This is a genomic window from Centipeda sp. (in: firmicutes) (genome assembly GCF_057271695.1).
On record NZ_DBHIVL010000023.1, the window covers coordinates 1 to 26417 of the forward strand.

Annotated in this window: 22 protein-coding genes and 1 pseudogene; 2 read left to right on the forward strand and 21 right to left on the reverse strand. The window is 55.8% G+C overall.

The genetic code is table 11. From position 1 onward, the window contains the following. A pseudogene (locus tag ACO6BQ_RS05130) lies at window positions 1-571 on the forward strand (DUF3644 domain-containing protein); the annotation flags it as partial. A gap of 198 nt (window positions 572-769) precedes the next feature. Then, entirely contained in the window at window positions 770-1945 is a 1176-nt protein-coding gene (locus ACO6BQ_RS05135; protein WP_489119840.1) for a site-specific integrase, read from the forward strand. Between the two features lie 105 nt (window positions 1946-2050). On the opposite strand, the gene ACO6BQ_RS05140 is transcribed toward ACO6BQ_RS05135, so the two are convergent. The 21 genes from ACO6BQ_RS05140 to ACO6BQ_RS05240 form a co-directional block, all read right to left on the reverse strand. Then, complete coding sequence (locus ACO6BQ_RS05140) at window positions 2051-2722, reverse strand: redox-sensing transcriptional repressor Rex (RefSeq protein ID WP_489119841.1); 672 nt, start codon at window positions 2720-2722, stop codon at window positions 2051-2053. Window positions 2723-2724: 2 nt separating this feature from the next. Next, on the reverse strand, window positions 2725-4008 hold the full coding sequence (locus tag ACO6BQ_RS05145) for an O-antigen ligase family protein (protein ID WP_489119865.1): 1284 nt from the start codon (window positions 4006-4008) through the stop codon (window positions 2725-2727). Between the two features lie 67 nt (window positions 4009-4075). Next, window positions 4076-5377 (reverse strand): bifunctional folylpolyglutamate synthase/dihydrofolate synthase, encoded by a 1302-nt coding sequence (locus ACO6BQ_RS05150; protein ID WP_489119842.1) that lies wholly within the window; start codon window positions 5375-5377, stop codon window positions 4076-4078. A 9-nt stretch (window positions 5378-5386) separates the two neighbouring features. Beyond that, on the reverse strand, window positions 5387-8050 hold the full coding sequence (locus ACO6BQ_RS05155) for a valine--tRNA ligase (RefSeq protein WP_489119843.1): 2664 nt from the start codon (window positions 8048-8050) through the stop codon (window positions 5387-5389). A 142-nt stretch (window positions 8051-8192) separates the two neighbouring features. Continuing rightward, entirely contained in the window at window positions 8193-9296 is a 1104-nt protein-coding gene (locus ACO6BQ_RS05160) for a DegT/DnrJ/EryC1/StrS family aminotransferase (RefSeq protein ID WP_489119844.1), read from the reverse strand. A 191-nt stretch (window positions 9297-9487) separates the two neighbouring features. Continuing rightward, the gene (locus tag ACO6BQ_RS05165; RefSeq protein WP_489119845.1) at window positions 9488-11101 is read right to left on the reverse strand and encodes a glycosyltransferase; all 1614 of its coding nucleotides are present in this window, start codon (window positions 11099-11101) and stop codon (window positions 9488-9490) included. A gap of 12 nt (window positions 11102-11113) precedes the next feature. Next, window positions 11114-12070 carry a CatB-related O-acetyltransferase gene (locus ACO6BQ_RS05170; protein ID WP_489119846.1) on the reverse strand — a complete coding sequence of 319 codons (957 nt, stop codon included), beginning with the start codon at window positions 12068-12070 and terminating at the stop codon, window positions 11114-11116. Between the two features lie 21 nt (window positions 12071-12091). Continuing rightward, window positions 12092-13285, reverse strand: a complete 1194-nt coding sequence (locus ACO6BQ_RS05175; RefSeq protein ID WP_489119866.1) for an acyl-CoA reductase — start codon at window positions 13283-13285, stop codon at window positions 12092-12094. Beyond that, window positions 13269-14348, reverse strand: coding sequence for a LuxE/PaaK family acyltransferase (locus ACO6BQ_RS05180; RefSeq protein WP_489119847.1), 1080 nt, complete (start codon window positions 14346-14348; stop codon window positions 13269-13271). The genes ACO6BQ_RS05175 and ACO6BQ_RS05180 overlap by 17 nt, the downstream gene beginning before the upstream one ends. Next, a complete protein-coding gene (locus ACO6BQ_RS05185; protein ID WP_489119848.1) occupies window positions 14338-15759 on the reverse strand; it encodes an AMP-binding protein in 1422 nt (473 codons plus the stop codon). The genes ACO6BQ_RS05180 and ACO6BQ_RS05185 overlap by 11 nt, the downstream gene beginning before the upstream one ends. Window positions 15760-15775: 16 nt before the next feature. Continuing rightward, entirely contained in the window at window positions 15776-16747 is a 972-nt protein-coding gene (locus ACO6BQ_RS05190) for a transketolase family protein (protein WP_489119849.1), read from the reverse strand. After that, window positions 16747-17565 carry a transketolase gene (locus ACO6BQ_RS05195; RefSeq protein ID WP_489119850.1) on the reverse strand — a complete coding sequence of 273 codons (819 nt, stop codon included), beginning with the start codon at window positions 17563-17565 and terminating at the stop codon, window positions 16747-16749. Before ACO6BQ_RS05195 ends, ACO6BQ_RS05190 begins: the two co-directional genes overlap by 1 nt. Then, window positions 17562-18311 (reverse strand): SDR family NAD(P)-dependent oxidoreductase, encoded by a 750-nt coding sequence (locus ACO6BQ_RS05200; RefSeq protein WP_489119851.1) that lies wholly within the window; start codon window positions 18309-18311, stop codon window positions 17562-17564. The genes ACO6BQ_RS05195 and ACO6BQ_RS05200 overlap by 4 nt, the downstream gene beginning before the upstream one ends. Before the next feature lie 10 nt (window positions 18312-18321). Continuing rightward, complete coding sequence (locus ACO6BQ_RS05205; RefSeq protein WP_489119852.1) at window positions 18322-19371, reverse strand: radical SAM protein; 1050 nt, start codon at window positions 19369-19371, stop codon at window positions 18322-18324. Further along, window positions 19368-19850: a 3-hydroxyacyl-ACP dehydratase FabZ family protein gene (locus ACO6BQ_RS05210; protein ID WP_489119853.1), complete on the reverse strand. Its 483-nt coding sequence runs from the start codon at window positions 19848-19850 to the stop codon at window positions 19368-19370. Before ACO6BQ_RS05210 ends, ACO6BQ_RS05205 begins: the two co-directional genes overlap by 4 nt. A 4-nt stretch (window positions 19851-19854) precedes the next feature. Beyond that, window positions 19855-20091, reverse strand: a complete 237-nt coding sequence (locus ACO6BQ_RS05215; protein ID WP_489119854.1) for an acyl carrier protein — start codon at window positions 20089-20091, stop codon at window positions 19855-19857. 18 nt (window positions 20092-20109) lie between these two features. After that, a complete protein-coding gene (locus ACO6BQ_RS05220) occupies window positions 20110-20589 on the reverse strand; it encodes a 3-hydroxyacyl-ACP dehydratase FabZ family protein (RefSeq protein ID WP_489119855.1) in 480 nt (159 codons plus the stop codon). A gap of 32 nt (window positions 20590-20621) precedes the next feature. Further along, window positions 20622-21284, reverse strand: coding sequence for an acetyltransferase (locus ACO6BQ_RS05225; protein ID WP_489119856.1), 663 nt, complete (start codon window positions 21282-21284; stop codon window positions 20622-20624). After that, window positions 21281-22954 (reverse strand): B12-binding domain-containing radical SAM protein, encoded by a 1674-nt coding sequence (locus tag ACO6BQ_RS05230; protein ID WP_489119857.1) that lies wholly within the window; start codon window positions 22952-22954, stop codon window positions 21281-21283. Before ACO6BQ_RS05230 ends, ACO6BQ_RS05225 begins: the two co-directional genes overlap by 4 nt. 164 nt (window positions 22955-23118) lie before the next feature. Continuing rightward, window positions 23119-23910, reverse strand: coding sequence for a helix-turn-helix transcriptional regulator (locus tag ACO6BQ_RS05235; RefSeq protein ID WP_489119858.1), 792 nt, complete (start codon window positions 23908-23910; stop codon window positions 23119-23121). A 109-nt stretch (window positions 23911-24019) separates the two neighbouring features. Beyond that, window positions 24020-26401 (reverse strand): sulfatase-like hydrolase/transferase, encoded by a 2382-nt coding sequence (locus ACO6BQ_RS05240; protein WP_489119859.1) that lies wholly within the window; start codon window positions 26399-26401, stop codon window positions 24020-24022. Window positions 26402-26417 lie beyond the last annotated feature (16 nt).

The following is a 26417-nucleotide window of genomic DNA, read 5'->3' on the forward strand; positions in this document are numbered from 1 at the left end:
AAACGGTCGTTCCCTTGTGAGAAATTTGTCAACTGTTCTTGACAATACCATCCTGACCATCATGTCATCAATCGGCAGAACAATCAACACAGTGGATCATACCAACTTTGCCATTCCAGTCAAACATGATTTCTATATAACGAAAAAGCAAGGTCAAGCTGCTGCCAGTTTCTCTATCTCAAAGGACGCTGAACACGCTGCCTTCATTTTGAAAGAACGTCATGATATGCAGAAATCATGCCCTTATCGTATGCGAGAATGCTTGGGGCGCATACAAGCCCTCATAGAGAGAGATAAAATCCCCTTTGTAAATCCATCTACGCCGGACGAAAGCAAACGACATACATTCAACGCATATGTCTTCAATCTTTTTGTCAGGTTCTATGATCTGAAAAGCGACCCCAGCTACTGCTATGTCTATGACCGAAACACAAATCCAACCTATTCATATAGCGACAAAGCAATCAACCTGATTGTGGAGCAAATCAAAAAAGACCCCGAACATATCGTCCAGAGTCTTAAAACCAAAGTAGGGAAGCCAACCCCAGGGGCAAAGGATTCTAAGCCTTAGGCCTACTCCCATTCGGGAACCCAGCCTTATCCATCACAAGTCAGCTTCTACATACTGATTACCGCACAAAGCGCAGAAAAAATCAAATTAAAATCCGCCCGATGCTACCAACACCGAGCGGCAGACATGACGCGAATCATGCCCTATTGCACCTAAATTCTACCATGATTCGCCTCCTATATCAAGGAGGTTTTATTTATGTCCAACAAAATCAGAATCCGAAAGCGCGGCAGCAGCTATTCCTATAGCTTCGATATATCAAAGAACCCGCGCCGCATGAAGGAGAAAGGGGGCTTTGCCACCGAGGATGAAGCATTCGACGCAGGTGTAAAAGCCTATGCCGACTGGAAGAGCGGCAATATCGGTATCACGTCCGAGAGGATGAAGCTGCGGGACTATCTCGCCGCGTGGCTCCGGAATGTCGTGCGCCCGAATGTGAAGCGGACTACATTCAAGAACTATCACAACGCAGTACACTCGCGCATCGTTCCCCATCTCGGAGAAACCTATTTACAGGAACTGCGCCCGCGTGATATTGATCGGTGGGTCAAGGAACTTGCACGCGCAGGTCTTTCGCAGGGGACAATCCGGCAGACAAAAACGGTGCTCTCCACCGCGCTGAAGTATGCCATCTATCCCGCCGAACTCATCGCCACGAATCCGACGATGGGGATCAACATCCCGCGCAGTGCGCCGCGCAAGATAATCGAGCGCACTGTTATCACACCCGCGCAGTTTGCCGCCATACCTGTAAGATGTAAATACTATCCGCTGCTCAAAATACTCTATCACACAGGCCTGAGAATCAGCGAAGCACTCGGGCTTATGTGGGACGATATTGACCTTGAGACGGGAGCGTTCTCCATCTCGCGCCAGAGGTTGAAGGCGGGCTATTTTGATACGCCCAAGACAGCGACAAGCACGCGGACATTTTATGCGGATGCGCAGCTTCTCACCTATCTGCGTGCGCTCAAAAAAGAACAGGCGAAAGACGAGCTGCGTTTGGGACAGGCATATCAAATCACCTATGAGAGCAAGGACGCGGATCGTCTGCTCATTCTCCTACCAAAACGGCTGTCCCCCGCCATCGAAGCGGAACGCCGTCCGCTGCTCTGTGTTCATCCGACGGGGATTCCCTATGCACATGAGAACGTGCGCTATACGCTCCATCGCTTGGGTCTGAACGCTCACAGCTTTCGCCATACGCACGCGACGCGGCTGATCGAATCCGGCGCGAAGCCTGTTGATGTTGCCGCCCGCCTCGGTCATGCGGACGCGACCATCACGCAGAATCTCTATGCCCATGACACAGAGGATATGCAGCAGGAGACCGCGCGGATCTTCGAGCGTTTTGTAGACAAGGGGTGTTTGTAGGCAAATTGTAGACAAACGGCGGTCAGAGGAGTGAAAAACCTTGAACATACAAGGGTTCATTTCTATTTCTTGTATTTTATTTGTGAAAAAAAGGGCAAATAAGTTTTAATTGCTTAAATTTTTGTCCGACAATGCGCCTTCCTCGGGTGTCGTATGTGCCAGATAATACGAGAGCGCACTGAGCCCGACGGACAGATCTTCGCTGACAAAGGGGATGTGCGGAGGCACCTGCAGGCTCACGGGCGCGAAGTTCCAAATGCCGCGAATGCCCGCCGCGACAAGCTTGTCGGCGACCCCCTGCGCCGCTGCTGCGGGGACGGCGATGACGCCGATGCGGATGTCGCGCTCGGCAATGATCTCCGCGAGGTAGGCGATGTCCTCCACGCGCCGCTCACCGACACGCGTCCCGATGACGACGGGATTCGCGTCGAAAATCGCGGCAAGTCGGAAGCCGAGACGTGCGATTCCCTGATAGTTTGCAAGCGCAGCCCCCAGATGCCCCATACCGATGATCGCGACGTTCCAATGCTGGTCAAGTCCTAAAATCGAACCGATGCTCTCCTTGAGTTCCGTGACGTAGTAGCCCACGCCCTTTTTTCCGAACTGCCCAAAAAACGCCAAGTCTTTCCGAATTTGTTCGGGGTTGATGGCAAGGCGGCGGCCGAGCTCCTCCGAGGAGGCGATCTCCACGCCCTCATCCGTCATCTGACGCAGACAGCGATAGTAGCGCGGCAGTCGGTCGACGGTCGCCTTCGATATCGATAGATTTTCCTGCATAGTCATTCTTCCTTCATCTCCCCCGCAATCGCATACGCCGCTGCCGTCATGGCAGCGAGCATCCAGAGCAGCATAGAGGATGGTATGTTAAAGAGCAGATGATCTGTGAGCCCGTTCAGTGCAACAGAGATGAACGCGAGACCGAGCCCGGTCGAGAGCCCCTCGACAAAGCGGCGTCTGCGCCAGCGTCCGAGAGCCGCCCGCACGTCGGCAACGGTCTTCCATGCATGCTCATGCGCGGCGAGCACGGCCTCCCATGGCGGCGTTTTATGCGGAACACGGAGGGCGAGCACAAAGGAACCAAAAAAGAACCAAAGGAACGAAAGCGCGCCCGGAATCCCAATCTCCGCTGCATAGTTCAGGTACATATTGTGCGCGTGTACAATCTGTACGGGCGCACCCTGCAAGTAAAAATCGTACTCGGGATAGACCATGAAGTACATCCCCCAGCCAATGCCGAGAAAGGGGTGATCCATCACCATTGCAATCGTACTCTCCCAGAATGCAATCCGCATCTCCGAGGAGGTGTCCACGCGCGTAAAGACGGAGAGCAGACGGTCGGCGAGCACAGGATCGAGCAGCAGTGCGCCCGCTCCGACGACGACGATCCCGAGGAGAATGCGCCAGTCGCGCAGAGCACCGTAGCCCGCCAGTACGAGTGCGACGACAAGGCATGCACCGCGCGCATAGGTCATGCCGAGGCACGCGAGTGTGGCGACGAGCAGGAGAATCGCAAGGATGCGCCAGCCGCGCTGCAGCACGCCGATCAGTCCGACGGCGATGCAGGCGACAATGTCCAGATACCCCGCGAGGATGTTCGGGTTCTCCCACGTCGAAAAGACTCGTTTGGAGAGCTCGGGAAACGCCTCGCCGTCCACCCATTTCATCGACGATACGTCGATGCCGAAGATGAACTGATAGAATCCGTAGAGGATGACGAGTGCCGCCGACAGTGCCATTGCAGCCGCAACGCGCTGCAGCTCACGCGTTTTCCGCAGGGTCTGCCCCGCGAGCAGGTAAGTCAGAGCGTAGATGGGCACGAGATGGTAGAAGTTATAGAAGCTGAACGCCTTGTCGGGTGCAACGGCAACCGACAGGAGGCCGATGACGACAAAGAGGAGTGCGGGCGCATCGTACGGCAGACGGCGCAGGTGAAAGCTGCGATCGATCCGCAGGCGAAGTAGCATTGCTCCGCAGCCAAGGAGCAAAGCGACCATCGCCGCAAGCGGTGCGAGCGGGATGAGGAACGCCTCAAGGAGGACGGCGTACATCATCATGCGCGCCATGCGTCCACCCCAGCGGCGGCGGCGCAGAACACGCCGCCGTTCCTGAAAAGAGTCCTCTGTCACACCGTCACCTCCCCGTCATGAGCATCGCACGGATGCCGCCCACGAGATAGAGCGAGCCGGCGGCGACGAGCAGGGCATTCCCCGAGCGGGCGCGCGCCTGTGCCTCCGCAAGTGCCGCAGCGGCATCGCCGCACGCGTGCGTATCGAGCCCCATCCCGGCAGCAATCGCGGCAACGACATCCGCCGCTGCTGCGCGCTCCGAGTCGGGGCGCACGGTGATGACCTGATCGCCGGGGCGCAGGAGTGCTGCAAGCATCGCGTCGATGTCCTTGTCCTTTAGGATGCCGAGCAGAAAGACGCGCGGCAGATCTGGGAAATAGGCATCCAATCCCGCACGCAGGGCACGCATCCCCGCCGGGTTGTGTGCGCCGTCGATGACAACGGGCAGGTTCTCCCGCATGAGGATTTCAAACCGCGCAGGATGGCGCACCGAACGCAGTGCCACGCGGATCGCGTGCTCGGTGACACGCGCATCCTCGCGCTCGAGCAGCTTTGCCGCCATGATAACGAGTGCAGCGTTCTCCGCCTGATAGACTCCCGCAAGCCCGAGATCGAACGGCTCCGGCTCACGGCAGACGACGGAGTGGAACGCAACACGCTGCCCCCCCTCCTTTGGAAAGAAAAGCTGTGCCGAAAAGTCCTCGCCGCAGACAAAGACATCCGCGCCGAGTTCCTCCGCACGCCGCTCGATAATCTCAAGCGGCTCTCCCGTCGCCGCCGTGATGACGGGCACGCCCTCCTTGATGATGCCCGCCTTGTGCTCCGCGATGCCTAAGAGCGTTCCGCCGCAGCGATCGGCGTGATCCATCGCCACATTTGTAATGATCGTGAGCGCAGGTTCGACGACGTTCGTCGAGTCGAGCAGTCCGCCCAGCCCCGTTTCGATGACGGCAACTTCGACCTGCTCCTCTGCAAAGTAGAGAAAGGAAAGCGCCGTCAATGCCTCGAACTGCGTCGGGTGCTCGTGCCCCGCCGCGACCATTTCATCGGCGGCGGCGCGCACGCGCGTGAGGAGTTCTGCAAACCGCTCCTCGGAAATATCGTGCCCGTCCACGCTCATGCGCTCCGTATAGGAGATGAGATGCGGCGAGAGATAACGTCCTGCACGGATGCCCGACGCACGGAATACCGCATCCATCATCTGCGTGACAGAGCCCTTGCCATTCGTACCCGCAATGTGAATGGTCGCATAGCACCGCTCCGGATTCCCCAGACGCGCACAGAGTTCCTCCATGCGCACGAGCCCGAGGCGAATGCCAAACGTATTCAGCTCATCGAGATAGAGAAGTGCCTCCGCATAGTTCATCGGCACACCTCAGAGCTTCGCCAGATCCGCGAGACGGCTGCGGATGAGCCCGATCTTCTCCTCATAGCCCGCGAGCTTTTCGCGCTCCGCCGCCACGACAGCTGCGGGTGCCTTCGATGTAAAGCCCGCGTTCGAGAGTTTGCCCGAAAGGCGTGCGATCTCCTTCTCGAGATTGTCCCGCTCCTTCGTCAGACGCGCCGTCTCCTTCTCCACGTCGATGAGCCCTGCGAGCGGCAGATAGACCGCCGCCCCCGCGAGAGCACCTGTCACCACGTTCTCCGGATCGGGTGCGTCCTCTGCGAGGAATGTCACCTCGGACGCGGAGGCGAGCGCGTGGAAATAGTCTGTATGCGCCGCAAATACACCGCCAAGAGCCGCATCGCGCACGCGCAGGAGGAGCGCACTCTTTTTGCCCGGGGGCGTGCCGAGCTCCGCACGCAGGTTGCGCGTCACCTTGATGACCTCCATGATCGCAGTCATCGCCGCCTCTGCCTCTGCGTCAATGTCCTTTTCATCGACCTCGGGCCACGGTGCACGCATAATGCTGCGACCCTCGTGCGGCAGTTTCTGCCAGATTTCCTCGGTAAGGAACGGCATGAAGGGATGCAGGAGGCGCATCGTCCGCTCCAGCACCGTACGCAGTACATAGAGTGCCGTGTTCTTTGCACGCACATTCTCCTTGTCATACAGACGCGCTTTCGTCAGCTCGATGTACCAGTCGCAGAACTCGTTCCACAGGAACTCATAGATGGCGCGTCCCGCCTCGCCGAGCTCGTAGTTCTCGAGGTTCGCCGTCACCGCACGCACCGTCTCGGCAGAGCGTGTGAGAATCCAGCGGTCGGCAAGCGTATAATCGCGCTCCTCGGGCACAAACGCATCGTCCGCGCCCTCGAGATTCATCAGCATATAGCGCGACGCATTCCAGATCTTATTGGCAAAATTGCGCGCCGCCTCGACGCGCTCCCAATAGAAGCGCATATCGTTGCCCGGCGTATTGCCCGTGATGAGCATGAAGCGGAGCGTGTCCGCTCCGTACTTCTCGATGACCTCCACGGGGTCGATGCCGTTGCCGAGCGACTTCGACATCTTACGCCCCTCGCTGTCGCGCACAAGTCCGTGAATGAACACGTCGCGGAACGGCACATCGCCGCCGAAGCGCAGCCCCATCATGACCATACGAGCCACCCAGAAGAAGATGATGTCATAGCCCGTAACGAGCGTCGCCGTCGGGTAAAAATGGCGGAGGTCTTTCGTATCCTCCGGCCAGCCCATCGTCTCGAACGGCCAGAGTGCCGAACTGAACCACGTATCGAGCACGTCCTCATCCTGATGGATGTGCGTGCTGCCGCAGTGCGTACACGCCGTAATATCGGTACGCGAAACAGAGGTCTCACCGCAGTCCTCACAGTGCCATGCGGGAATGCGATGCCCCCACCAGAGCTGGCGCGAGATGCACCAGTCGCGGATATTCTCAAGCCAGTTTTCATAGATTTTCGTAAAGCGTTCGGGGACAAAGCGGATGCGTCCGTCCTTCACCGCTGCAATCGCCGGTTTCGCGAGATCCTCCATGCGGACAAACCACTGCTTCGAGACGAGCGGCTCGATCGTCGTCTTGCAGCGCGAGCAGTGCCCGACCGCGTGCTCATGCTTCTCCGTGCGGACGAGTGCGCCGATTTCCGCGAGCTCCTGCACGAGCTGTTTGCGGCAGGCATAGCGGTCAAGCCCCGCATACTTTCCTGCACCCTCGCCCATTGTGCCGTCCGCATTGATGACGACCACCTGTTCAAGATTGTGACGCAGCCCCATCTCAAAGTCGTTCGGATCGTGCGCCGGCGTCACCTTGACCGCACCCGTACCGAATGCGGGATCGACGTACGCATCCGCAAAGAGGGGAATGCGACGCTCCACCACGGGCAGGATCAGCGTCTTGCCCACGAGGTGCTTGTAGCGTTCATCGTCGGGGTGCACGGCAACGCCCGTATCGCCGAACATCGTCTCGGGACGCGTCGTTGCAATTTCAACGTAGCCGTCCGTCCCATCAATCCGATAGCGGAGATGCCAGAGATGCCCCTCCTCCGTCTCATGGTCGACCTCGATGTCGGAGATCGCCGTCGAGCAGCTCGGACACCAATTCGTGATGCGCGTGCCCTGATAGATCAGCCCCTGCTCATAGAGGCTCACGAACACCTCGCGCACGGCACGCGAACAGCCCTCGTCCATCGTGAACCGCTCGCGCTCCCAATCGCAGGACGCGCCGAGCATGCGCAGCTGATACATGATGCGGTCGCCGTACTGCTGCTTCCAGTCCCAGACGCGTGCGAGGAACTTCTCACGCCCGAGCGCGAAGCGGTTCGTTCCCTCCGCACGCAGACTCTCCTCCACCTTTGCCTGCGTCGCGATTCCTGCGTGGTCGCAGCCCGGAATCCAGACAACATTTTTCCCGCGCATCCGCTGATAGCGCACGAGAATGTCCTGCAGCGTGTTGTCGAGTGCGTGCCCCATGTGGAGCTGCCCCGTCACATTCGGCGGCGGGATCACCACACTGTACGGCTCGCGTGATTCATCCGCCGCATCGTGAAAAAGATTGTGCTGCTCCCAATATGCGTACCATTTGCGCTCAAAGCTCTGAGGGTCGTATGTCTTTGGAATATTTGCACCGGATTCCTGGCTCATCAATCTGTTCCTCCCGAAAGAAACACCCCCGTCCCGAGGGGACGAGGGCGTCCGCACGTCGTCAATGCTATTATTGCAACGATAAGATTAGCATAAATCGACGTATTTTGCAAGAATGACACGCAGCACTCTTTGTCAGCGGTCATCCCCTGCACGAAAGGATCACATCGCAAATCCGATCCACCGACTCCAACGCCAGATCCGGATAGATCGGCAGCGTCAGCACGCGATCTGCAACAGAACGCGCAACAGGCGTCTGTGCCGCATCATATTTCCCGTGAAAGCAGTCAAACGTATTCGTGAGCGGATAGAAATACTTGCGGCTGTGTATATCCGCCCGCTGCAGTGCAGCAAAGACCACGTCACGTATACTGCCAAACACCTTTTCGTCGAACACGACAGGGAAATAGGCATAGTTCGGGGTCACATCCTCTTGGACGGGGTTCATCTGTACGCCGCAGACACCTTCGAGCCTTGCATGATAGCGTTCCGCAACCGCCCTGCGCCGCGCAATATCGTCATTCACATGACGCAGATTACACAGCCCCATCGCCGCACAGAACTCATTCATCTTCGCATTGGAGCCCACGCCGTCAACACACTCCGCATCGCGAATGCCAAAATTCTTGAGACGGCTCAGACGCAGCCCCAGCTCCTTGTCATGGAACGCCGCCGCACCGCCTTCGATGGTGTGAAAGACCTTCGTCGCGTGGAAGCTGAAACACGAGACATCGCCGAATTCCGCCGTACTCTGTCCCCGATAGCGCACACCAAAGGAATGTGCCGCATCGTAGATCACCTTCAGCCCGTATTTATGCGCGATGCGCCCGATTTCCTCCACACGGCAGACATTTCCGTAGACATGAACGGGAAGAATCGCCGTTGTACGCTCCGTGATGAGGCTTTCGATTCTCGTCACATCCATCGTATAGTCATGCGGGTCAATGTCGCAGAATACGGGTTCCAACCCGTTGCGTACAATCGCGTGCGTCGTCGAGGCAAACGTGAACGGTGTCGTGATGACCTCTCCCGAAAGATTGAGTGCCTGCAGCGAGAGTTCAAGCGCCATGTGCCCGTTCGTAAAGAGCTCGATATGCTCCACATCCAAAAAATCCTGTAGTGCTTCTTGAAATGCCTGATGCTTAACGCCCATATTCGTCAGCCAACGCGACTGCCAAAGGTCGCGGATTTCCGCGATGTACTCCTCCATTGGCGGCATCGACGAACGTGTCACCAGGATGCTCATGCCCTGCCTCCTCTCCGACTTTAGGAAGCACTGATAAATTCAGCACTACCATCTTGACGCATCTTTTTTGCCCGCACTTCGGAGGAAAATCCTCCACAGAGCACTACTCTGCGTCCGGTTTTCCACCTTGTTCAGACGAAAAAATCTACGCCAATCTGGCAGACTTCATTTTATCAGTGATTCCTTTATTGTCATGCGTCCATCTGCAGAACCAGCCGCGTGTCAATATCAAAATCAATTTGACAGTCCTTGCACAGTGCCTCTGACATCGCCGCAAACACAGACAACAGGTCACGCGTGCCTGTCTCTTCCCACAGTTCCGGGATCATCGCAGCGATGCGGAGCACTTCATTCCCCGTCTTCATCCATTCCGCAAGTGCTTTTCGCCTTGTGTTCAAATCATGCAGATACAGCTTGCGCTCCATCGCCTCACGAATCGTCAGTGCCCAACAGATGGCGGCACAGACACGCGTCTGATAGCGCAGCTGATCATTCCCCGGGTGCATACGGAATTTGCTGAGCGGTGTTGGGAGATACATCATATCGCCCTGACTGAGCAAACGAAGCCATGTTGGAAAGTCCGAGATCAGGTATTTTCCCTCCTTGCCCGAAAATCCCAGATCATGTCCGTTCACCATAAGTGATTTTTTGAGCAGAGCCGTTGTCGGCTCACCGACGTAATTCGTGAGACTGGCGAGGATGCCCGTCCCCATTTTCTCGCCGCTAATTTTCGTAGCCGTCTGCGTGATCGGTGCTGTCGTCTTCAGATCTGCCAGCTTGTCCCCATTGACATCCATACATTCCCGATACGATGTCACGAGACTGAGATCCGGATGCGCAAAGAAACAGTCCATCATGACTGCAATTTTATCGGGCATAAAGAGATCGTCATCCATCAGCCAGTTGACATACTGTGCTTCGGGTTTATTGTAGCTGCGCGCACGATGCCAATTTTCATAGACACCATAGGAGGGATGATGCTCATAGTGAATACGCGGATCGTTCGAGAAGTCACGCCGCATCATATCCGCCGTCTCGGTGTTGTGCGAGTTGTCCGTGATGAAAATGTCCAAATTGCGATACGTCTGCGCGAGTACACTCTCCAGAGCGAGACGGAAGTAATGCGGTCGCTCAAAGGTCGGAATGACAACCGACACGAGAGGGTATATGTCCTTGGAATAGGTATCGAGGAAGATCTGCCGATCGGTTTCATCGACACAGCGTCCCTTCTTGTTCGTGAGCAGCCACGGAGCATCCTGCTGCGGCACAGCCGTACGGTATCCCTTCCGCCGAAATTCGATGCACTGCGCCTCCACAAAGAAACCATCCCGACGGAAGAGATCCCTACGCCACGGAAGGTCATACTGCGTGGCGATGAGATCATCGCTCACCGCCATGACCTCCTCCTGTATGCCCCCAAGCTCCGCTCCACGAAAAGCGGAATCATCGGTATAGAGCAGCCTTCCTTTGACCATCGGCGATGCGCCAAGTTCTCCCGTCGTCGAAAGCTGCTTCGTTCCGACGAGCCCCATAACACCGACGGCGGGATCTGCAAACAGGCGAAGCATTTCCTCAAAAAAATTCAAGCGGAGCAAGATACTCCCGGCGGACAGATAGACTTTATACTTCGCATCGCTCTGCTGCATCGCACGTTGATAGGCATCGGCAGGAGTTCCGTCCGACGGGATCTCGATCAGCTCCACCGTATAGCCATCGGGTACATCGATTGCATCGAGATAGGGGCGTATGGCAGACACACCGTCCGAATCGCACAGTGCGATGATCGCAATTTTCCGATCGTTCATCAACGAGCCCTCCTACAAAACGCCATGTTTCCTCAAAAAAGCAACAGGATCATTCATCATGCTCAGATTCTCATGGATCTTTTTCATCGGCCAGTCCCACCAGCGCAGATGCAGGAACGCTTCCACCATCCCAGGTGGAAAGCGGTACTTGATGATCTGCGCTGGATTCCCGCCCACGATCGCGTAGGGCGGCACATCCCGTACAACAACGCTGTCCGCAGCGATCACCGCACCGTCGCCAATCGTCAGAATCCCGCGATCGCCCGCCGCCTTGAGGCGACTGCCGCGCCCGACCCATACATCCGAGCCGACGTGTACCCCCCCCGCATAACTCTTGTACCCTAAATTCGCACACCATTCCTCCGTATCAAAGTCCATGCAGCCGGGGTCATACGTCGTGACACGGCGGTAGTCATGCTGATTGTTCAGTCCGACTTCAAGGATAACGTGCGGTCCAAAGGACGTGTAATTCCCGATGCGGATCTCCTGCACGCCGCCCCGATAGCCCCATTCAATCCGTCCGCCAAAATAGCTCTTTACGCCGAGTGCGACTGTCCTAAGACCACGCGACCATACGCGTGGAATCTCTGCCCGCGTCACATCCAGAAAATCTTCTTCGTTATCCGCCGCAAGCTCCGATGAGAGTGGCGCATAGCCGACGTTTTCCGCAAAGAGACGCGGCACATCCAGTCCCGGCATCCGAAAGATACGTCCGTCGAGCAGTGCCGCACGCGGAATCTCCGGCGCATACTGCAGGAGATACGCGATCATCGGATAGAGCTTCGACGAGGAAAGCAGCACACGCTGCACACGCAGCTCTCCCGCCGCGCCCTCAAAGGAAAGCCCCTGCTCCGTTGGTCTTGCATATCCGACGATGGCAAGCGTCCCCTCCTCTTCCGCACGCCGATATAGCGGAACGAGTTCCTCGTCCAGATCGCCGCCCAGAACGACAAGCACCTTGGTACGCATAGAGCTCTCCTTCCTTATCATTCAGACAAGCGAAATCATACGGCTCATCGTCCGAATGAGATCCACGCCGTCCCAGATGAGCGTGAAGTCCATCGTGCGCCCCAGAGGCACGATGCGGTCTATGCCTGCGGGACGCATGGCGAGAACTTCCCGTAAAAGGACATCGCGATCCACACCGTAATACGAGAGTGTCTGACACGAACGTCCGCAAAGCGGGCGCATTTCAGAAAGCTCCTCCGCCGTATATTCGATGAAGAAGCCGCTGCCTGCCTTGCAGGCGGACAGCTCCTCCGTCAGCTGCGTCACACACACACGCGTAATGAAGTTGTCGGGCATCGGAATCTGCCGCGCCGCAGCATTCGCCCCCATCCGATAGAGATGCGTCAGCTTATCCACCGCCGGAACGGGCTGCAGCGTATAGCGCGTCCGCACAAGTTCATGCAGTGTGCGCCAAAACAGATCCTGCGCCATGCGAACTTCTCTGCCGAGCCAAATGACGAAATGCGGCGCACTGCAGGCATTTTGGTCGCTGAGGTATGTGTCGTTGTAGAAGTCCTGCGCGATGCGCTCCTTGTCCTCTGCCGTCAGATAGGCATCGGCATCGACGACGGCAAGCGAGTGACGATCGGCGAACGTGATTTCATTCGCACGCGGTGCCAGCGGCGAGCGGCGGATCGCATCAATCGTCGCGTCGCCGCCCCATATCACACGCGTCTGACAAAGTGCCGAATAGCGGTCATTCACTGTCTGCTCATGCCCATAACGGACGAAAATGAAGTACGGGGCCAGCGCGGGAAAGACCGCAAGCACCTCGCCAAAGAGACGGCAGAGCACATCGACCTGCGGAAAATCCTTCGACGGCAGACGGACAATGCTTGCGTTTCCTGCGAGGAATGCGGCAAGGCACGAATAGGCAAAGTTCACCGCCACATTCGATGGCGCGACGTGAAAGACAACGCCGCGTCCAAGCCGATTCACTTCTGCTTCGTAGTTTTTCCGCATTTGTCTCAGTGCGGCAGGACGGCACCAAAAGCCAAGTGTTAGGACATCGGGGTACGCCTTTACCTCCGCATCCGAGAGAATCCTTGCCGAGAATGCGGTAAGAAAGGCGACCGCCTCCTCCGAAAAAATCGGAAGCGGACGCACATCCGCCATCCGCGCCTCGCTTTCCGCACTGCCGAGCACATAGGTCACGCCGTCAAAATGCTGCCGCATAGGCATCGCTGCACCCCCTCAGTTCCGCTTGCTTCAGCCTACCGAGCACCTTGAAATACTTCCCCTTGCGCCCGCACGGGCAGTCATCCTCACCGAGCAGAACGCCCTCATCCTCCGTCAGGAGGGCATGACCCGGGTACGACTCCGGCAGAAGTGAGACCACCTCGATGATGCCACGCTCGCCGAAGTCTGCGGGCGAGAAGTCAAGCGGACGGCGCACAATAACGTCAGAGTACGTGCTTGTGTGAAGATGTCCCTCCGCGCATTCAAGATAGATACAGCCCGTCTGCTCGACCATACCGTAGTAGTCCGCAACATCAAGATCGCCGCAAACCGCACGCAGCGCCGCACGAAACGCCGCAGGCGTAACCGCCTCGGAGGCGAGCTTTTTCCAGCCGCCGCCATGAATCAGTATGGCATTCGAAAGGTCAAGCCGCTCCCCTGTTGTCTGCAGTGCCTTGTAGAAATGCTGCCACACCATAAAGGTAAAGCCGAACAGCAGGATGCGCTCGCCTACGTGCTCTGCGAGAAATGCGCGAACGGCATCCAACTGCAGTTCCATTGCGTCATTCAGCGCATAGAACTTCTTGCGCCCGAAGAGCGAAAATCCGAGGATGCCCGCCCCGCGTGCCGAGAACATCGCACGGTTCTTGACGACGGAGGGACAATCGATGATGAGCATCGGCATACGGCTGCCCCCGATCCGATCGGAGACAATGCGCACCAGAGTCTTTTGCTGATGTGTCGCCGTTCTGCGATCGAGGAAAATGCGCGACACCTGCTGCCCCGTCGTCCCCGACGAGGTCATCGTCTTGAACACGTCCTCCTCCGCCACACTCCGAAGCTCCATCTCCTTAAAGAGACGCACGGGCAAAAAGGGAATATCCTCCACCGAACGCACCTCTGCGGGAGAAAAGTGGATTGCCTCCATCATTCGCGCATAGGGAGCGCAGCGGGTTCTATGGTGCTCCGTCAACTGCAAAAGCCCCTCGCACAGGAGCGCCTGTTTCTCCTCACGCGCCACGCCAAACGGCGGCAGGGCGAGTACGTCCTCATACGTCATAATACTGCTCCAATGCGCGGTAGGCCGTCTTGCCCGAAGCATTTTTCGGAATCTCAGCAAGGCATCGCACCGTCAATGCGGAATGATGCAGACCGAGCTTCGCACTCAAAAACGGCACAATGTCCCCAGCAAGCGCTTCCTGTGTCACAAAGATATGGAGATGGTCGTCAACACCCGCGCACGCAACCTCAACTTCACCGAAACGCTGCCGCAGAATATGCTCGACCTCCTGCAGATTCGTCCGCTTCCCAAACATCTTCAAAAAGCGTCGCTTGCGTCCGACAACGGTATAAAAGCCATCGTTGTCACGCTGTGCAAGATCGCCCGTCTCATAGCGTCCGTGACGCTCATCGCCGCGCACGAGATCCGCGCTGCTCTCTGCGTAGCCGAGCGTCACATTCGCCCCGTAATAGACGAGTTCCCCGACCGTATCCGCCGCCGTGATGCACCGCCCCGTTTCATCGACAAGCTCAAACCTGCCGCCCGGGATCGCAATCCCCATCGCCCCGACTTTTTCAAGCGCATACTGCGGCGGCAGATAGCCCATACGCGCCGTCGCCTCTGCCGCACCGTACATGACGACAAATTTTTTCCCGTGTGTCTGTGCATACGCAGCAAACTCGTTGTGCAGCTCCGGATCGAGCTTTCCGCCCGCCTGCGTCAGTGTACGGAGCGCAGGGAGATCCATGCGGAAAAAGCGCAGCCGTTTCAGCATCGCGTAGGTGTAGGGCACGCCGGCGAAGCTTGTCACCTCCCGTTCCCGCACGAGCTGCCAAAAACTGCGGTCAAAGAGCGTCTTCTCCGTCACAACAACCGAGGCACCGACCGCAAGGTGCGTATTCAGAATCGAAAGGCCGTAGACATAGTGGAGCGGCAGATTCGTTACAGCGCGTTCCGCTTCGTGCAGTTCCAAATACTTCACAATGGACTGTGTATTTGCGCGGAGATTGTCATAGCTTTGCCGCACGAACTTCGGGCTGCCCGTCGAGCCCGATGTCGTCATGAGGAGGGCGAGATCGTCGTGTACGGGAAAGGGTTTTTCCTCCCCGAGATCGAGCAGCACATACTCCTCCCACCGCCGAATCTCACGTCCCTGCGGAAACACTGCCGCACATTCCGCAGGAGCCCAGGCATAGCGCGGACGATATGCCGTGACGAGATCCGTGCACAGATCCCTATCGAGTGCCGCGTCGATCATCATGGGTACAACGCGGTTCTGCACGAAACCGACATAGCCCGCAATCGCAGCGAGCGAATTGCGGGCTAGCAGAAAGACCAAGGAACGTGGCGCGATACACGCAGAAATCCGCTCCGCCTCTTCCCCAAGCTCCTGATAGGTCACCGTGCGCACCTCAGACAGGAGTGCCGTATGATTTGCAAATGCAGAGAAATCCCACAGTTTGTTTGTCATTTTCTCACCGTGATCTTCACACCGTTTCATCGATTGCCGAACGAATCCGTGCGGCAATCTGCTCCGCAGTCAGTCCGCATGCCTGCAGCATATAGTCATACGAACCCGTATGCGGGAACTCGTCCGCTATGCCGATCAGAAGATGCGGCGGCCGCTTTGCCTTCGGCGCAAGGTACTCCGCGACTGCACCGCCCAGTCCGCCGCAGACCGTATGCTCCTCAATCGTCACAAGCAGACGATGCGACAAAAGCCCGTCCAGACATACCGTATCGAGCGGCTTGATCGTGTGCATATCAATGACTTGAACACCGATGCCCAGTTGCGCCATCATCTCTGCGACAACCAGAGCGGTGTGAACCATCGTCCCCGCCGCAACAATGGCGACATCTGCGCCCTCGCGCAGCGTGATCGCCTTTCCAATGGCGAAATCGTATTCCTCCGGATAGACAACAGGGTTGCCAGGCCCCCCCGTCAATCGCAGGTAGACAGGGCCGTTATGCTGAGCGATTGCCTTGACCGCCTTTACAATCGAACCGCAGTCTGCGGGCGAGACGATTGTGATGTTCGGAATGGCACGCATGACGGCGACATCCTCAATGCCAAAATGCGAATTGCCGAGCTGCGCCATAACGAGCCCGCTGCCAAGGCCGACCGTCTTGACATTGAGCTGCATATAGCCCATGTTCATGCGCACCTGCTCTGCCGCACGCATCGTAATGAAGGGGGCGAACGACGTTGCAAAGATTGGCGTGCCGTCTTTCGCCATGCCGCCCGCAGCACCGATCATATTCTGTTCGGCGATGCCCATGTTGATGCAGCGTTCGGGATACATTTCCTGAAAGCGTGCAAGGCCGGAAGAGCGGACGAGATCGCCTGACATGGCGTAAAAATCCACACCGCACTCTGCCAGATCCAGGAGAGCCATGCCAAAGACGGCGCGCGAACCAAGATTCGACCAAAGCCGCGCCTTGCTCTTTTTGATTTCCATCACGCTTCCCCCAACTCCGCAACCGCATTTTGATACTGCTCTTCCGTCAGACGGTTATGATGCCAGTCATTGTTGTCTTCCATAAAACTGATGCCCTTGCCCTTCACCGTGTGGGCGACGACTGCATGAGGGATCCCCGCCGCACGCTCCTTTTGGAACACCTTCATCAGTGCCGCAACATCGTGCCCGTCCACCTCGACGGTTTCAAAGCCAACGGCACGCAGCATAGCGGCATAGCGATCCGACATATCCAAGATGCACTCGCTCGCGCCGTCGCTCTGCATACGATTATTGTCGAGAATGAGGGTAAAATTATCGAGACCGAACTGCACCGCGCTCATCGCCGCCTCCCAGACGGCACCCTCGTTGCTCTCGCCGTTGCCGCAGAGCACATACGTCTGATACGGGTAGCTTTTTTTCTTTGCCGCAAGGGCAAGACCGACCCCCATCGAAATGCCCTGCCCAAGACTCCCGCTCGACGATTCGATGCCAATCGCCTCATTCATGACGGGGTGGGCGATGAGGTCCGAACCATCCTGCTGAAAACTCGCAAGCTGCTCCTGCGTGATGATGCCGAACTCTGCAAGGGCCGTGTAAAGCCCCAGTACGCCGTGTCCCTTGCTCAAAATGAACTTGTCCCGCACCTCATAGGGCAATGTGCGCTGTGCCGCGTTCGTCACGTAGCCGTACAGGACGGACAACATCTCCATCATCGACAAACCGCCGCCGAGGTGCGAACTGGTACCGCAGCGATATGCCAGGTCGAGTGCCATGCGCCGCATCCGTCCGGCGTGTCGGCGAAGATCCTCTGTCGTCATCGTCTCATACCTCCGTCCACGCGAAGAATCTGTCCCGTGATATAGCTCGCCATATCCGACGCGAGAAAGGCAGCGACGGAAGCAATCTCCTGCGGCTCTGCGGGGCGATTCAGAAGTGTCGATGCAACCATGCGTTCGCGCAGCCCCTCCTCCATCGCGGCGAGCATATCCGTCCGCGTCAGCCCGGGGGCAATGCCGTTGACGCGAATGCCGTAGGCGGCAAGCTCCGAGGCGAGTTTGCGCGTGGCGCCGACGAGAGCCGCCTTGCTTGCAACGTACGCCATCTGCGCCGGCTCTCCGTCAAGTGCGGCGATCGAACAGATATTGACAATCGCCCCTTCCTTTTGGCGGATCATCAGCTTTGCGACGCGCTGCGTCAGCTCCATCGCAGCAAAGAAATTCACCGTGAAAACACGCTGCATCTCCGCCGGATCCACCATCAGGAAAAGTCGGTTCTCCGGCACAACACCCGCATTATTCACGAGAATATGAATGGGCTTCTTCCCTTCCCGCATCTGCTGCACGCCCGCCCGAATGCCGCCCTCGTCTGCCATGTCAAAGACTACCGGCTCAATCCATACACCGTGCTCCTGCGCAAGCCGAGCGCACAGCTCCAAGAACGGGGGCTCTGCACGGCGGGCGCACGCCCACACATTCGCGCCCCGCGCCGCAAACTCCGCGAGAATCGCGGCACCGATGCCACGATTTGCACCCGTCACGACGGCATTTCTTCCTGCTAAAATCATCTGCGTTCCCCTATTTGATATAGTCTTCCTCTTTGAAGATTTCCCGTGCATCAAGCGGTTCCATCACGGACATCTTCTTGTTCACCATATACTTCTCAATAAAGGAAAGATCCTCCCCCGCAAGACATTTCTCACTGTGATCGTGGAAATAGCGTATGCTGTAACCGTAATCAATAATGTCCCTCAGCTTCTGCTCGTAGACATTTCCGAGACTGATGTGCATGAAAGAGCACGGGAAAATATCGCCGTTCGGGGTAACGTAGAGTTTGCTCATCGTTTGGCAGCCCAATACGCCCTCGTTTGTCTTATCGAATGGATTCCAAAGATCGCGATGGATGTTGCCGTACTTCTTGCGCAGCTCCATCAGATGCGCCCGATCCCTGTCGTCGACAACGACATCGAGATGCCCCTGCCAGTTGCCCGACGGAATCGCGATATTGATGAACGTCTTATACCCATGCTCATAGGAGTAGCGGCAAAGATTCTCCACATCCTCCGAAAACGCGTTAAAATGGCCGACGGTAATATTCATGAACGGATCCATGCCCGCCTCTTTCACATACTCGAGTGCCTGCATCGCACGCTCGTATGCGCCCTTGATTCCACGAAAGGCATCATGAACCTTGGGGTTAAAGCTGTCAATGCTGATGGAGACACGGTTCACCCCTGCTTCGGCAAGCTCCTCTGCCGTTTCCCTCGTCATTAAAAAACCGTTGGATGTCAAAAACACATAGAAGCGTTCCGGCCCTATCACACGGATTAACTCCAAAAGCCGCTCCTTGTTCGTCAGCAGCTCGCCACCATGCATATTCCACTCAACGATTCCGAGTTCATGCGCCTCATCCGCCAGCTGCGCCACCTTGTCGAGCGGCATCAGCTCATCGGCGTTCTCGCCGAGCGGCGCACGCGTCGAGCAATGTTCGCACTTGAAATTGCAGGCGTTGCTGTAGACCAGTTCGAGCACGCGCAGGTTGGTTCCGATGCGCCCGCCGTTCTTTTTAATATTGCGGTAAAGGCGATGCATCTTTGCCACGGCCTGCGGCTTTTCCATAATGCTCATTCGCGTGCTCCGTGATCCGGCAAATACTCCTTGAAAATCTCTGGTATAGTAATCGTCATTTCCGCCTCACAGGCGAGCGTTCCATTCGTATAGCCCCTACCCGTTCCAATACAGATTCCACGCTTCCACGACTTGACTTCGGTTTCAATATCGAGCCGCTCTCCCGGGAAAATCTCCTTGCGAAAGCGCACGACATGCTTCATCGCGTGCGTGGCATACCCCGCCATACCGGGCAGGGTTGTAATAGCGACTGTCAGCATTTGCGCGAGTGCCTCAAGCTGAAGTGCTCCCGGCATATTCGGATGCCCCTCAAAGTGCTTGGGAAAATACCACTCATTGTTCGAGAGATTTTTATACCCCTTCGCACGCTTGCCGGGAACGACCTCCGTCACATAGTCGATCATCAAAAACGGGTATCGGTTCGGCTGATACTTCTGCAGCGCATACCCATCGAGGCTGAATCCTTTCTGCTCGTCCATACGCTTAAAGTTCCACCCCGTACTTCTTCATGATCTCCTTGCCCTTCTCATAGCCGGAGAAATCGACGATATCATCCGTCTCCATCTCAATATCGAACGCATCCTCCAGCTCCGAGACCAGCGACATATGTCCGATGCTGTCCCATTCCTTCACGCCCTGATATTCGAGCGTCGCAAGTGCTTCCTCCTCCACATTGAACGAGGAGATAAACGCTTCGTTGTACTTTTCCAAATTGGTCATGATACTTCACCTTTCTACTTACAGCCTCTCGGCCTTCACACGAAATTCCTCGATTACTTCCGGAATGGTGAGCACGAACTCTGCCGTGCAGACAAGCTCTCCTCCGACGTAGCCTTTCGCTGCGCCTTTTGCAATCCCTCGCTTGAAGCTTGTCAGCTCCGCTTCGATATCCAGCCGATTGCCGGGGATGAGCTTTTTCATGTAACGGCTTCGCACATCGACACATCCCGTCTTCTTCCCCTTGTATGCGGGAAGCGTCAGGAACGTCATCAAAAAAACCTGCTCCATTGCCTCCGTCTGGATCAGCCCTGGAACATTCGGATCATCTGGAAAATGTCCGGGGAAAAACCACTCGCTGTCTGTGAACTTCTTATATCCCTTTGCATTTTTCCCGGGCACCACCTCCAGGATTTCATCAACAAACATCCATGGATGACGGTTCTGCTGATACTCCTGCATTTCCAAAGCACCGATCTGTGTCAGTTTCTCGTATACCACACCATCCCCCTCCCTCCTGCGGAAAGCCTTCCTTACGAATGCTCCCGAAAAACGATGCCGTCTTCATTGCGTCGGACGGCACGAGCGGGATCACCGACAGCGATGACATTGTCACCAATCTCCCGGCTGACGACCGCCCCCATGCCGATAATCGTGTTACTCCCGATGGAGAGTTCCTCCTTCACGGTCACAGAAAGACCAAGGAACGTCCCCTCCCCTATGCACACATTGCCGCCGAGAATCGTATTGGTCTGAATGTCGCTGTGCGCCCCTACAAAGACATCGTGTCCGACCGCAGAATACGCCGAGATCAGCACATTCTCATCAATCACTGCGTTGGAGAACACAGTCGCATAATCCAATATGACAACCCCCGCTCCCAGCCGTGCAGACGGGGAGACGATGACGGTCGGCGAAACAAGCGTTGCCAGGCGATACCCCTCGCCCACAACACGATTGTAGATCGCCTTGCGGCCACGCGGCGTACCGTTTGCAATTACAATCTCGACATTTTCTTTCGGCTCTTTCCATGCAGCGAGACGATGAACTTCTGCCCCGTCGTAGAACGATGTGCCTTCATACACATCGTCAACGAATACAATCTTCTCCCAGCGCACTTGTGCCGCATTGATGCGCACGGCCAGATCATAAAACACCCTGCCTAGGTTGCCCGCACAGTATATTCCCAGAATCATACGTTCACTGCCTTTTCTGTTCCTGCCCGCACCCACAGCGGATAGCGCGCGTATGTCGCCTTCTTGCCGTTCGGCACGACTGCCTTGAGATGTATCTGTCCATCCAAACGGAATGCAATGCCCTTGATGTTCTGCAGCATCTTTGTATCGGGAAACCGCCCCCCTTCCAGCATCTGACCAACGAGATCACCGCAGATAATCTCGCCCTCACCGATGACACAGACATCGACACCGGCACGGCAGAGACAATCCTCCGGATCAATCGTCGGATGCGGTCCTCCCGCCACGATGGGGACATCGGGCAAGATCTTTCGGAGTTCTGCCACGACATCCACAAAGAAATCCTTGTAATACGTCAGCGTCCGCATCATGAGAAGATGAGGTCGAAATGCCTTGACCTTCTCGCGCAGCTCCTCCATCGTATCGACATCGACACCCGTCTTTACGATCTCACCGTAAATGCGTGCGCCGAATTTCTCGTTCAGATACGAGAGAATCGCCATGCCGCCAAGCGGTGGTTCCACGGCGTTGATTTCGTTCGAGCGGTCCGCCGAGAAGAAGTGACTCGCATCAAGGAAGAGAATGCGCAGTGCGCCTTCCGCCGCCTTCTGCGCCCGCTTCGGATAGGCGATATGCGGCACATCCGCCTTCGGCATTTTCGATATATTAATTTCTTCACGCTTGATTTTCGCAAGGCGCAGAATATCGCCCAGCGTCTCGATGTGTGTCGGAAAAATCGTGCGGTACTTATAGATCAGCTCTTCCTCATTCATGACTGCAAGCTGATGCCGCAACACATGGCGCAGACGTTTCGGACTGAGCACATACCGATGGACGAAACCGAGCCGCAGCTTGCGTGAGAAGTCGGGATCGAGTTTGATCGTCGGAGGAATGATGTGATATGGCAGCGTCAACGACTCTTCGATTTCCTGCTTCGTCACGCCGTTCTCAAGTGCGACCTGCTCCAGCCTTGAGTTTGGGAAGATGCGCACATTATGCAGATGCGCGAAATGCAGCCACTTCACATCCATGATGAAATCAAGTGTCGCCTGCGCTTCCTCCTCCGTCTCCGTTGGGAAGCCGTGCATCGCATTGAGGCCGACGATGATCTGCGGGTATTTCTCGACGATATAGGCGAGGTTCTCGCGCAGGCGGTCGATCTGCAGATACTTCCCCATCATCTTCTGCAAGCGCGGGGATGCGCTCTCCAGTGCAAGATTCATACTCTTGGTGCCGCCCTCCACCATGAGGTCGATTGCTTCCTTGTCCAGCAGATCACCGCGCAGACCGCTTTGGAAATAGAAGTTCATATCCATCCCGGACGCGATCACCTTGCGGAAGAACGACTTAAACGCATTGACATTGACATTGAACGCATCGTCAATGAACTCACTCTTGCGAACGCCCATATCATGCAGATACTTCACCTCATCGAACACACTCTCCACAGAGCGACGTCGATGCATGGGCGTCAGATTCTGCACATCACAGTAGAAGCAACGATAGGGGCAGCCACGCGTCGCCTGCATTGTCATCTCGTAGCGGATGCCGCTCTGTCCCACATATTGATGGTATTTGCGGTAGTCCACCAGACTTCGATCCCATCGGGGAAGCAGATCCAAATCCCGAATCTGCTCCTGACGACCTGTTAGAACAATCTGTTCATTCATGCAAACCATCCCTATAAAAAAGTATCTTGTGTTCCATTACGTTTGAATGGACACTGCTTCGTCTAAATAATGTTGGCTTCATTTACGCTTTCCTCTATCTATTCTTTCAGAAAAGATACGCTCATTATCCTTCAAAAGTCCATGATTGACAACCGCCGTGCAGTTTATGTCACATCACATAATAAGCCCCGATGATATGCGACCTCGGGCAAAGAATATATGCTCTCGTTCATCGCTTGCTGTATCAGATGGATCAGACTTGACGCGGTATGTAGATCCTGAAGCGATTGTATTGGAAACGCCACAACGCCGCGTTCCAATTTCAAACTGGTCCGCTGACGCATTGCCGAAGCTCGATCAAATTGGATTCCCAGTGGTATCCCCTGATAGCTTTCGAGTCTGCAGGAAGAGTATGCTCCATATAGAATCCGTCGAAATGATTTCGTCAGATCCTTCCCATAAAGGAATGATAGTCCATGCACTTGCATCATCCCTGTTATATCGTCATTTCTATCTTTTTCCTCCCCATAGGAGAGAGCGATGCCAAATGGTTCTCCGCTGTCAAGATGTTCTTTCACCCATTCAATATCAGAAGATTTTCCTTGAATATGTATATCGGTTACCCCCGCCAGCATAAAATAAGCGAGTTGCAGGTAAACCGCCGGTTTATCATAGATAAGAGTGGATGCCTCCATCCCTTCCGGATACTCCATAGTCAGCACGCCGTTCCAACGTACGTCAAAACTCGCAATATTCCCCTCCAGGATGCTTTCGATATCCGTATCAAGAATCACAGATAGCTTGCCCAAAAGCGAAACATCCGGCACGGCAAGCCCGCGTTCCCATTTGGAAACAGCCTTGTCGCTAATATGGAGACAGTCCGCCAATGTGCGCTGTGTCATGCGATAACGCTTCCGAAGGAATGCGATGCTGCGTCCGACCTTTAATGCGTCCATATGCCACCTCATTCTGTCAGCAACACATAAGTTTCACACTCTTTGCACCGTTGTATTCCTACTCCTCAGGGAGAATACTCAATGCCTTGCAGAGAAGCTGCCGCTTTATTTATCGCCGAAAACTCTCCGTATACTCCCAGACGATATCCATAAAATACCGCGCAAGCGCATCGTCAAACACCTCGCGATAGCTTTCGCTACGCTCGTGTATGTGGTAGGTATAGCGATCAAGCGAGATCGTCTCGTCCTCGCGTGTGAACTCCTCTGTTTCGAGATGGAACGCGTAGTGCTCCGTACGCACACAGATCTTGTACGTCTGCCCCGGATAGATGGAGTTGCTGACGGTGTATTCCCGCCGCTGTCCGCCAAATGCCTCGGGCAGGTTGCCGTCGAGATAGGGCGCGTCGATCGGATAGCCTGCGAGCTTCCCGAGAATCTTATAGATGTCTACAGAGCTCGTCAGCTCATCCACACGCCCAAGCGCAGGAACACCCGCACCGCGGGCCATCAGTGCCGCACCTGTCTGTTCCTCGCTGAGAAGGTAGGGACTGCGCGCGTGCACCGATGTCCCGTGGTCGGAATAGAGCAGAACAATATACTCATCATCGTCATAGTGCGAAGTAAGGTAGTCAAAGAGATATCCGAGCTGCCGATCCATCGCCCGAATCTCACTGCAGTTGACGTATTGGCTCAGCGGGTTTGGCTTTAGAAAGACAGACTTCTCGCGATCCTGCACCTGCAATACATCCTCTAACGCAAGATGTACGGAAGCGTATGCAGGGGTGCTGACATCCGCATTAAAGGGATGTGTGTCTGCGAAGTGCATAAAGAGAAAGTTATCGCATTCATCAAATGCTTGCAGATGTCGCATCACACGCTCAACGCCATCCATGGCACGCTGCATCCAATGGTTCACAATCAGCCGATCAAAGCCCCGTGTAACACCATTGTAGATTCCCTGTGCATCCCCTTGAATATTTACACAGTAATAACCAAGTTTCTTCATCTGCTCCGAAGCAGTCACATAGAACGGGTCGAGTTGCATCGGAATACCGGGCTTTACAATCCCGGTCTTATGCTGGTAGAGTCCGGTCTCAATGCTTGCAAGCGCAGGATAAGTATACTCCGCCGTGGAGAACGACTGGTCAAAGATAATACCTTTCGAGAAAAAATTTAAGATATTTGGAATAAGTACAGATGCATTCTCACAGATCCCTCTCCAACTAAACCCGTCGGTGAGAATGTTCAACACGAGTTTCCTGCGTTGTGAACTATGTCGAAGCACAATGGGATCGCCAACCAAAAAGGGGTGCTCTGAATGGAATGTCACAGGTTCTTCAACACGATAGAAGCTAAACTCCCCCTCGCTGAATTCACGGTTCCGATCCAATGTGTCCGTATGAAAACAGATCATCTGATGTGGGCACTGTGCAGCAACAGGGAGGAGCACGGGATCGCCCCCGTCCGGTGTCCCCCGATACTCAGAGATTTTCTGTGCCTTCATAATATCAAAAATAAAATCATTGAAAATTGGGAAATTATACACCTCCGTCGCCGTATTCATCAACTCGATCACCTTGCTCTTAATGTGCATAAGCCCATAGGGATTATAAGCACACGCCCAATAACGAGGCATATTCGCAGCAAAGCGCGGCAGTTCCTTCAGCAGTCGGATGCAAAGCCTACTTTCAACCGCTGTTTCCGTCAAATAGACTTCCGAAATAAGCGGTGCAAACTGTGTATTCGTGCGGGCAACGGTGAGCGCTTGCAGACATTTCTCCCGTTCTGCCGGCTCCTCAGAAAAATCGATTGCTGTCTTTTCTCGTGCAAGAACACAAAAAAGCAGGGCTCTATCCAAGCACTCCGCCGCACGATAGGCACGGCTGAGGAGACTGCACACCGCGCTGTTCATCTTACGCCGTTCGTATGCCGCCTCTCCATAGCGCACGGCATTCGCGACATCCGCATAAGAAAGAGCCGCCTCCGCATGGAACAGTGCGTAAAGCTCTCCATGCGGACACAGCTCATGATATTCTTCTGCCATTTCTTGCGCCGCGATGCCGAAATCCTGTGCGCGGATCGCCGCCGCGATCTCCTGCGCCAGTGCATACGCCCGCGCCTCATTTTCTGCGCGGCGAAAACGCTCCGCCGCCTGCGGAATGGCAGTCTCATCCGCAAAGAGGAGGACGTGGAGGAGTGCAAAGAGACCGCGCTCCTCATTCATGCAGAATCCTCGTACAGTCTTGTCAAACAGCACGCTATAGTCATTCGTCACAGGGAAGAGCAGGACGGGCAGGTCATCGTAGGACGGAAGGACGGGCGCATCATACCTTTCCGCATAGTGCGCGGCGTTGCGGGCGTAGTTCTCCCGCAGAGCCGCTTCGTTCGGCGCATAGCAAAGCTCATAGAGTGCATGATAGAGCTCCTCGCCCCCACTCCCGTTGTACGCCGCCATCAACTCGCGCACGCCCTCGACGTATTTCTCCGCCATTGTCCCTCTCCCCTAA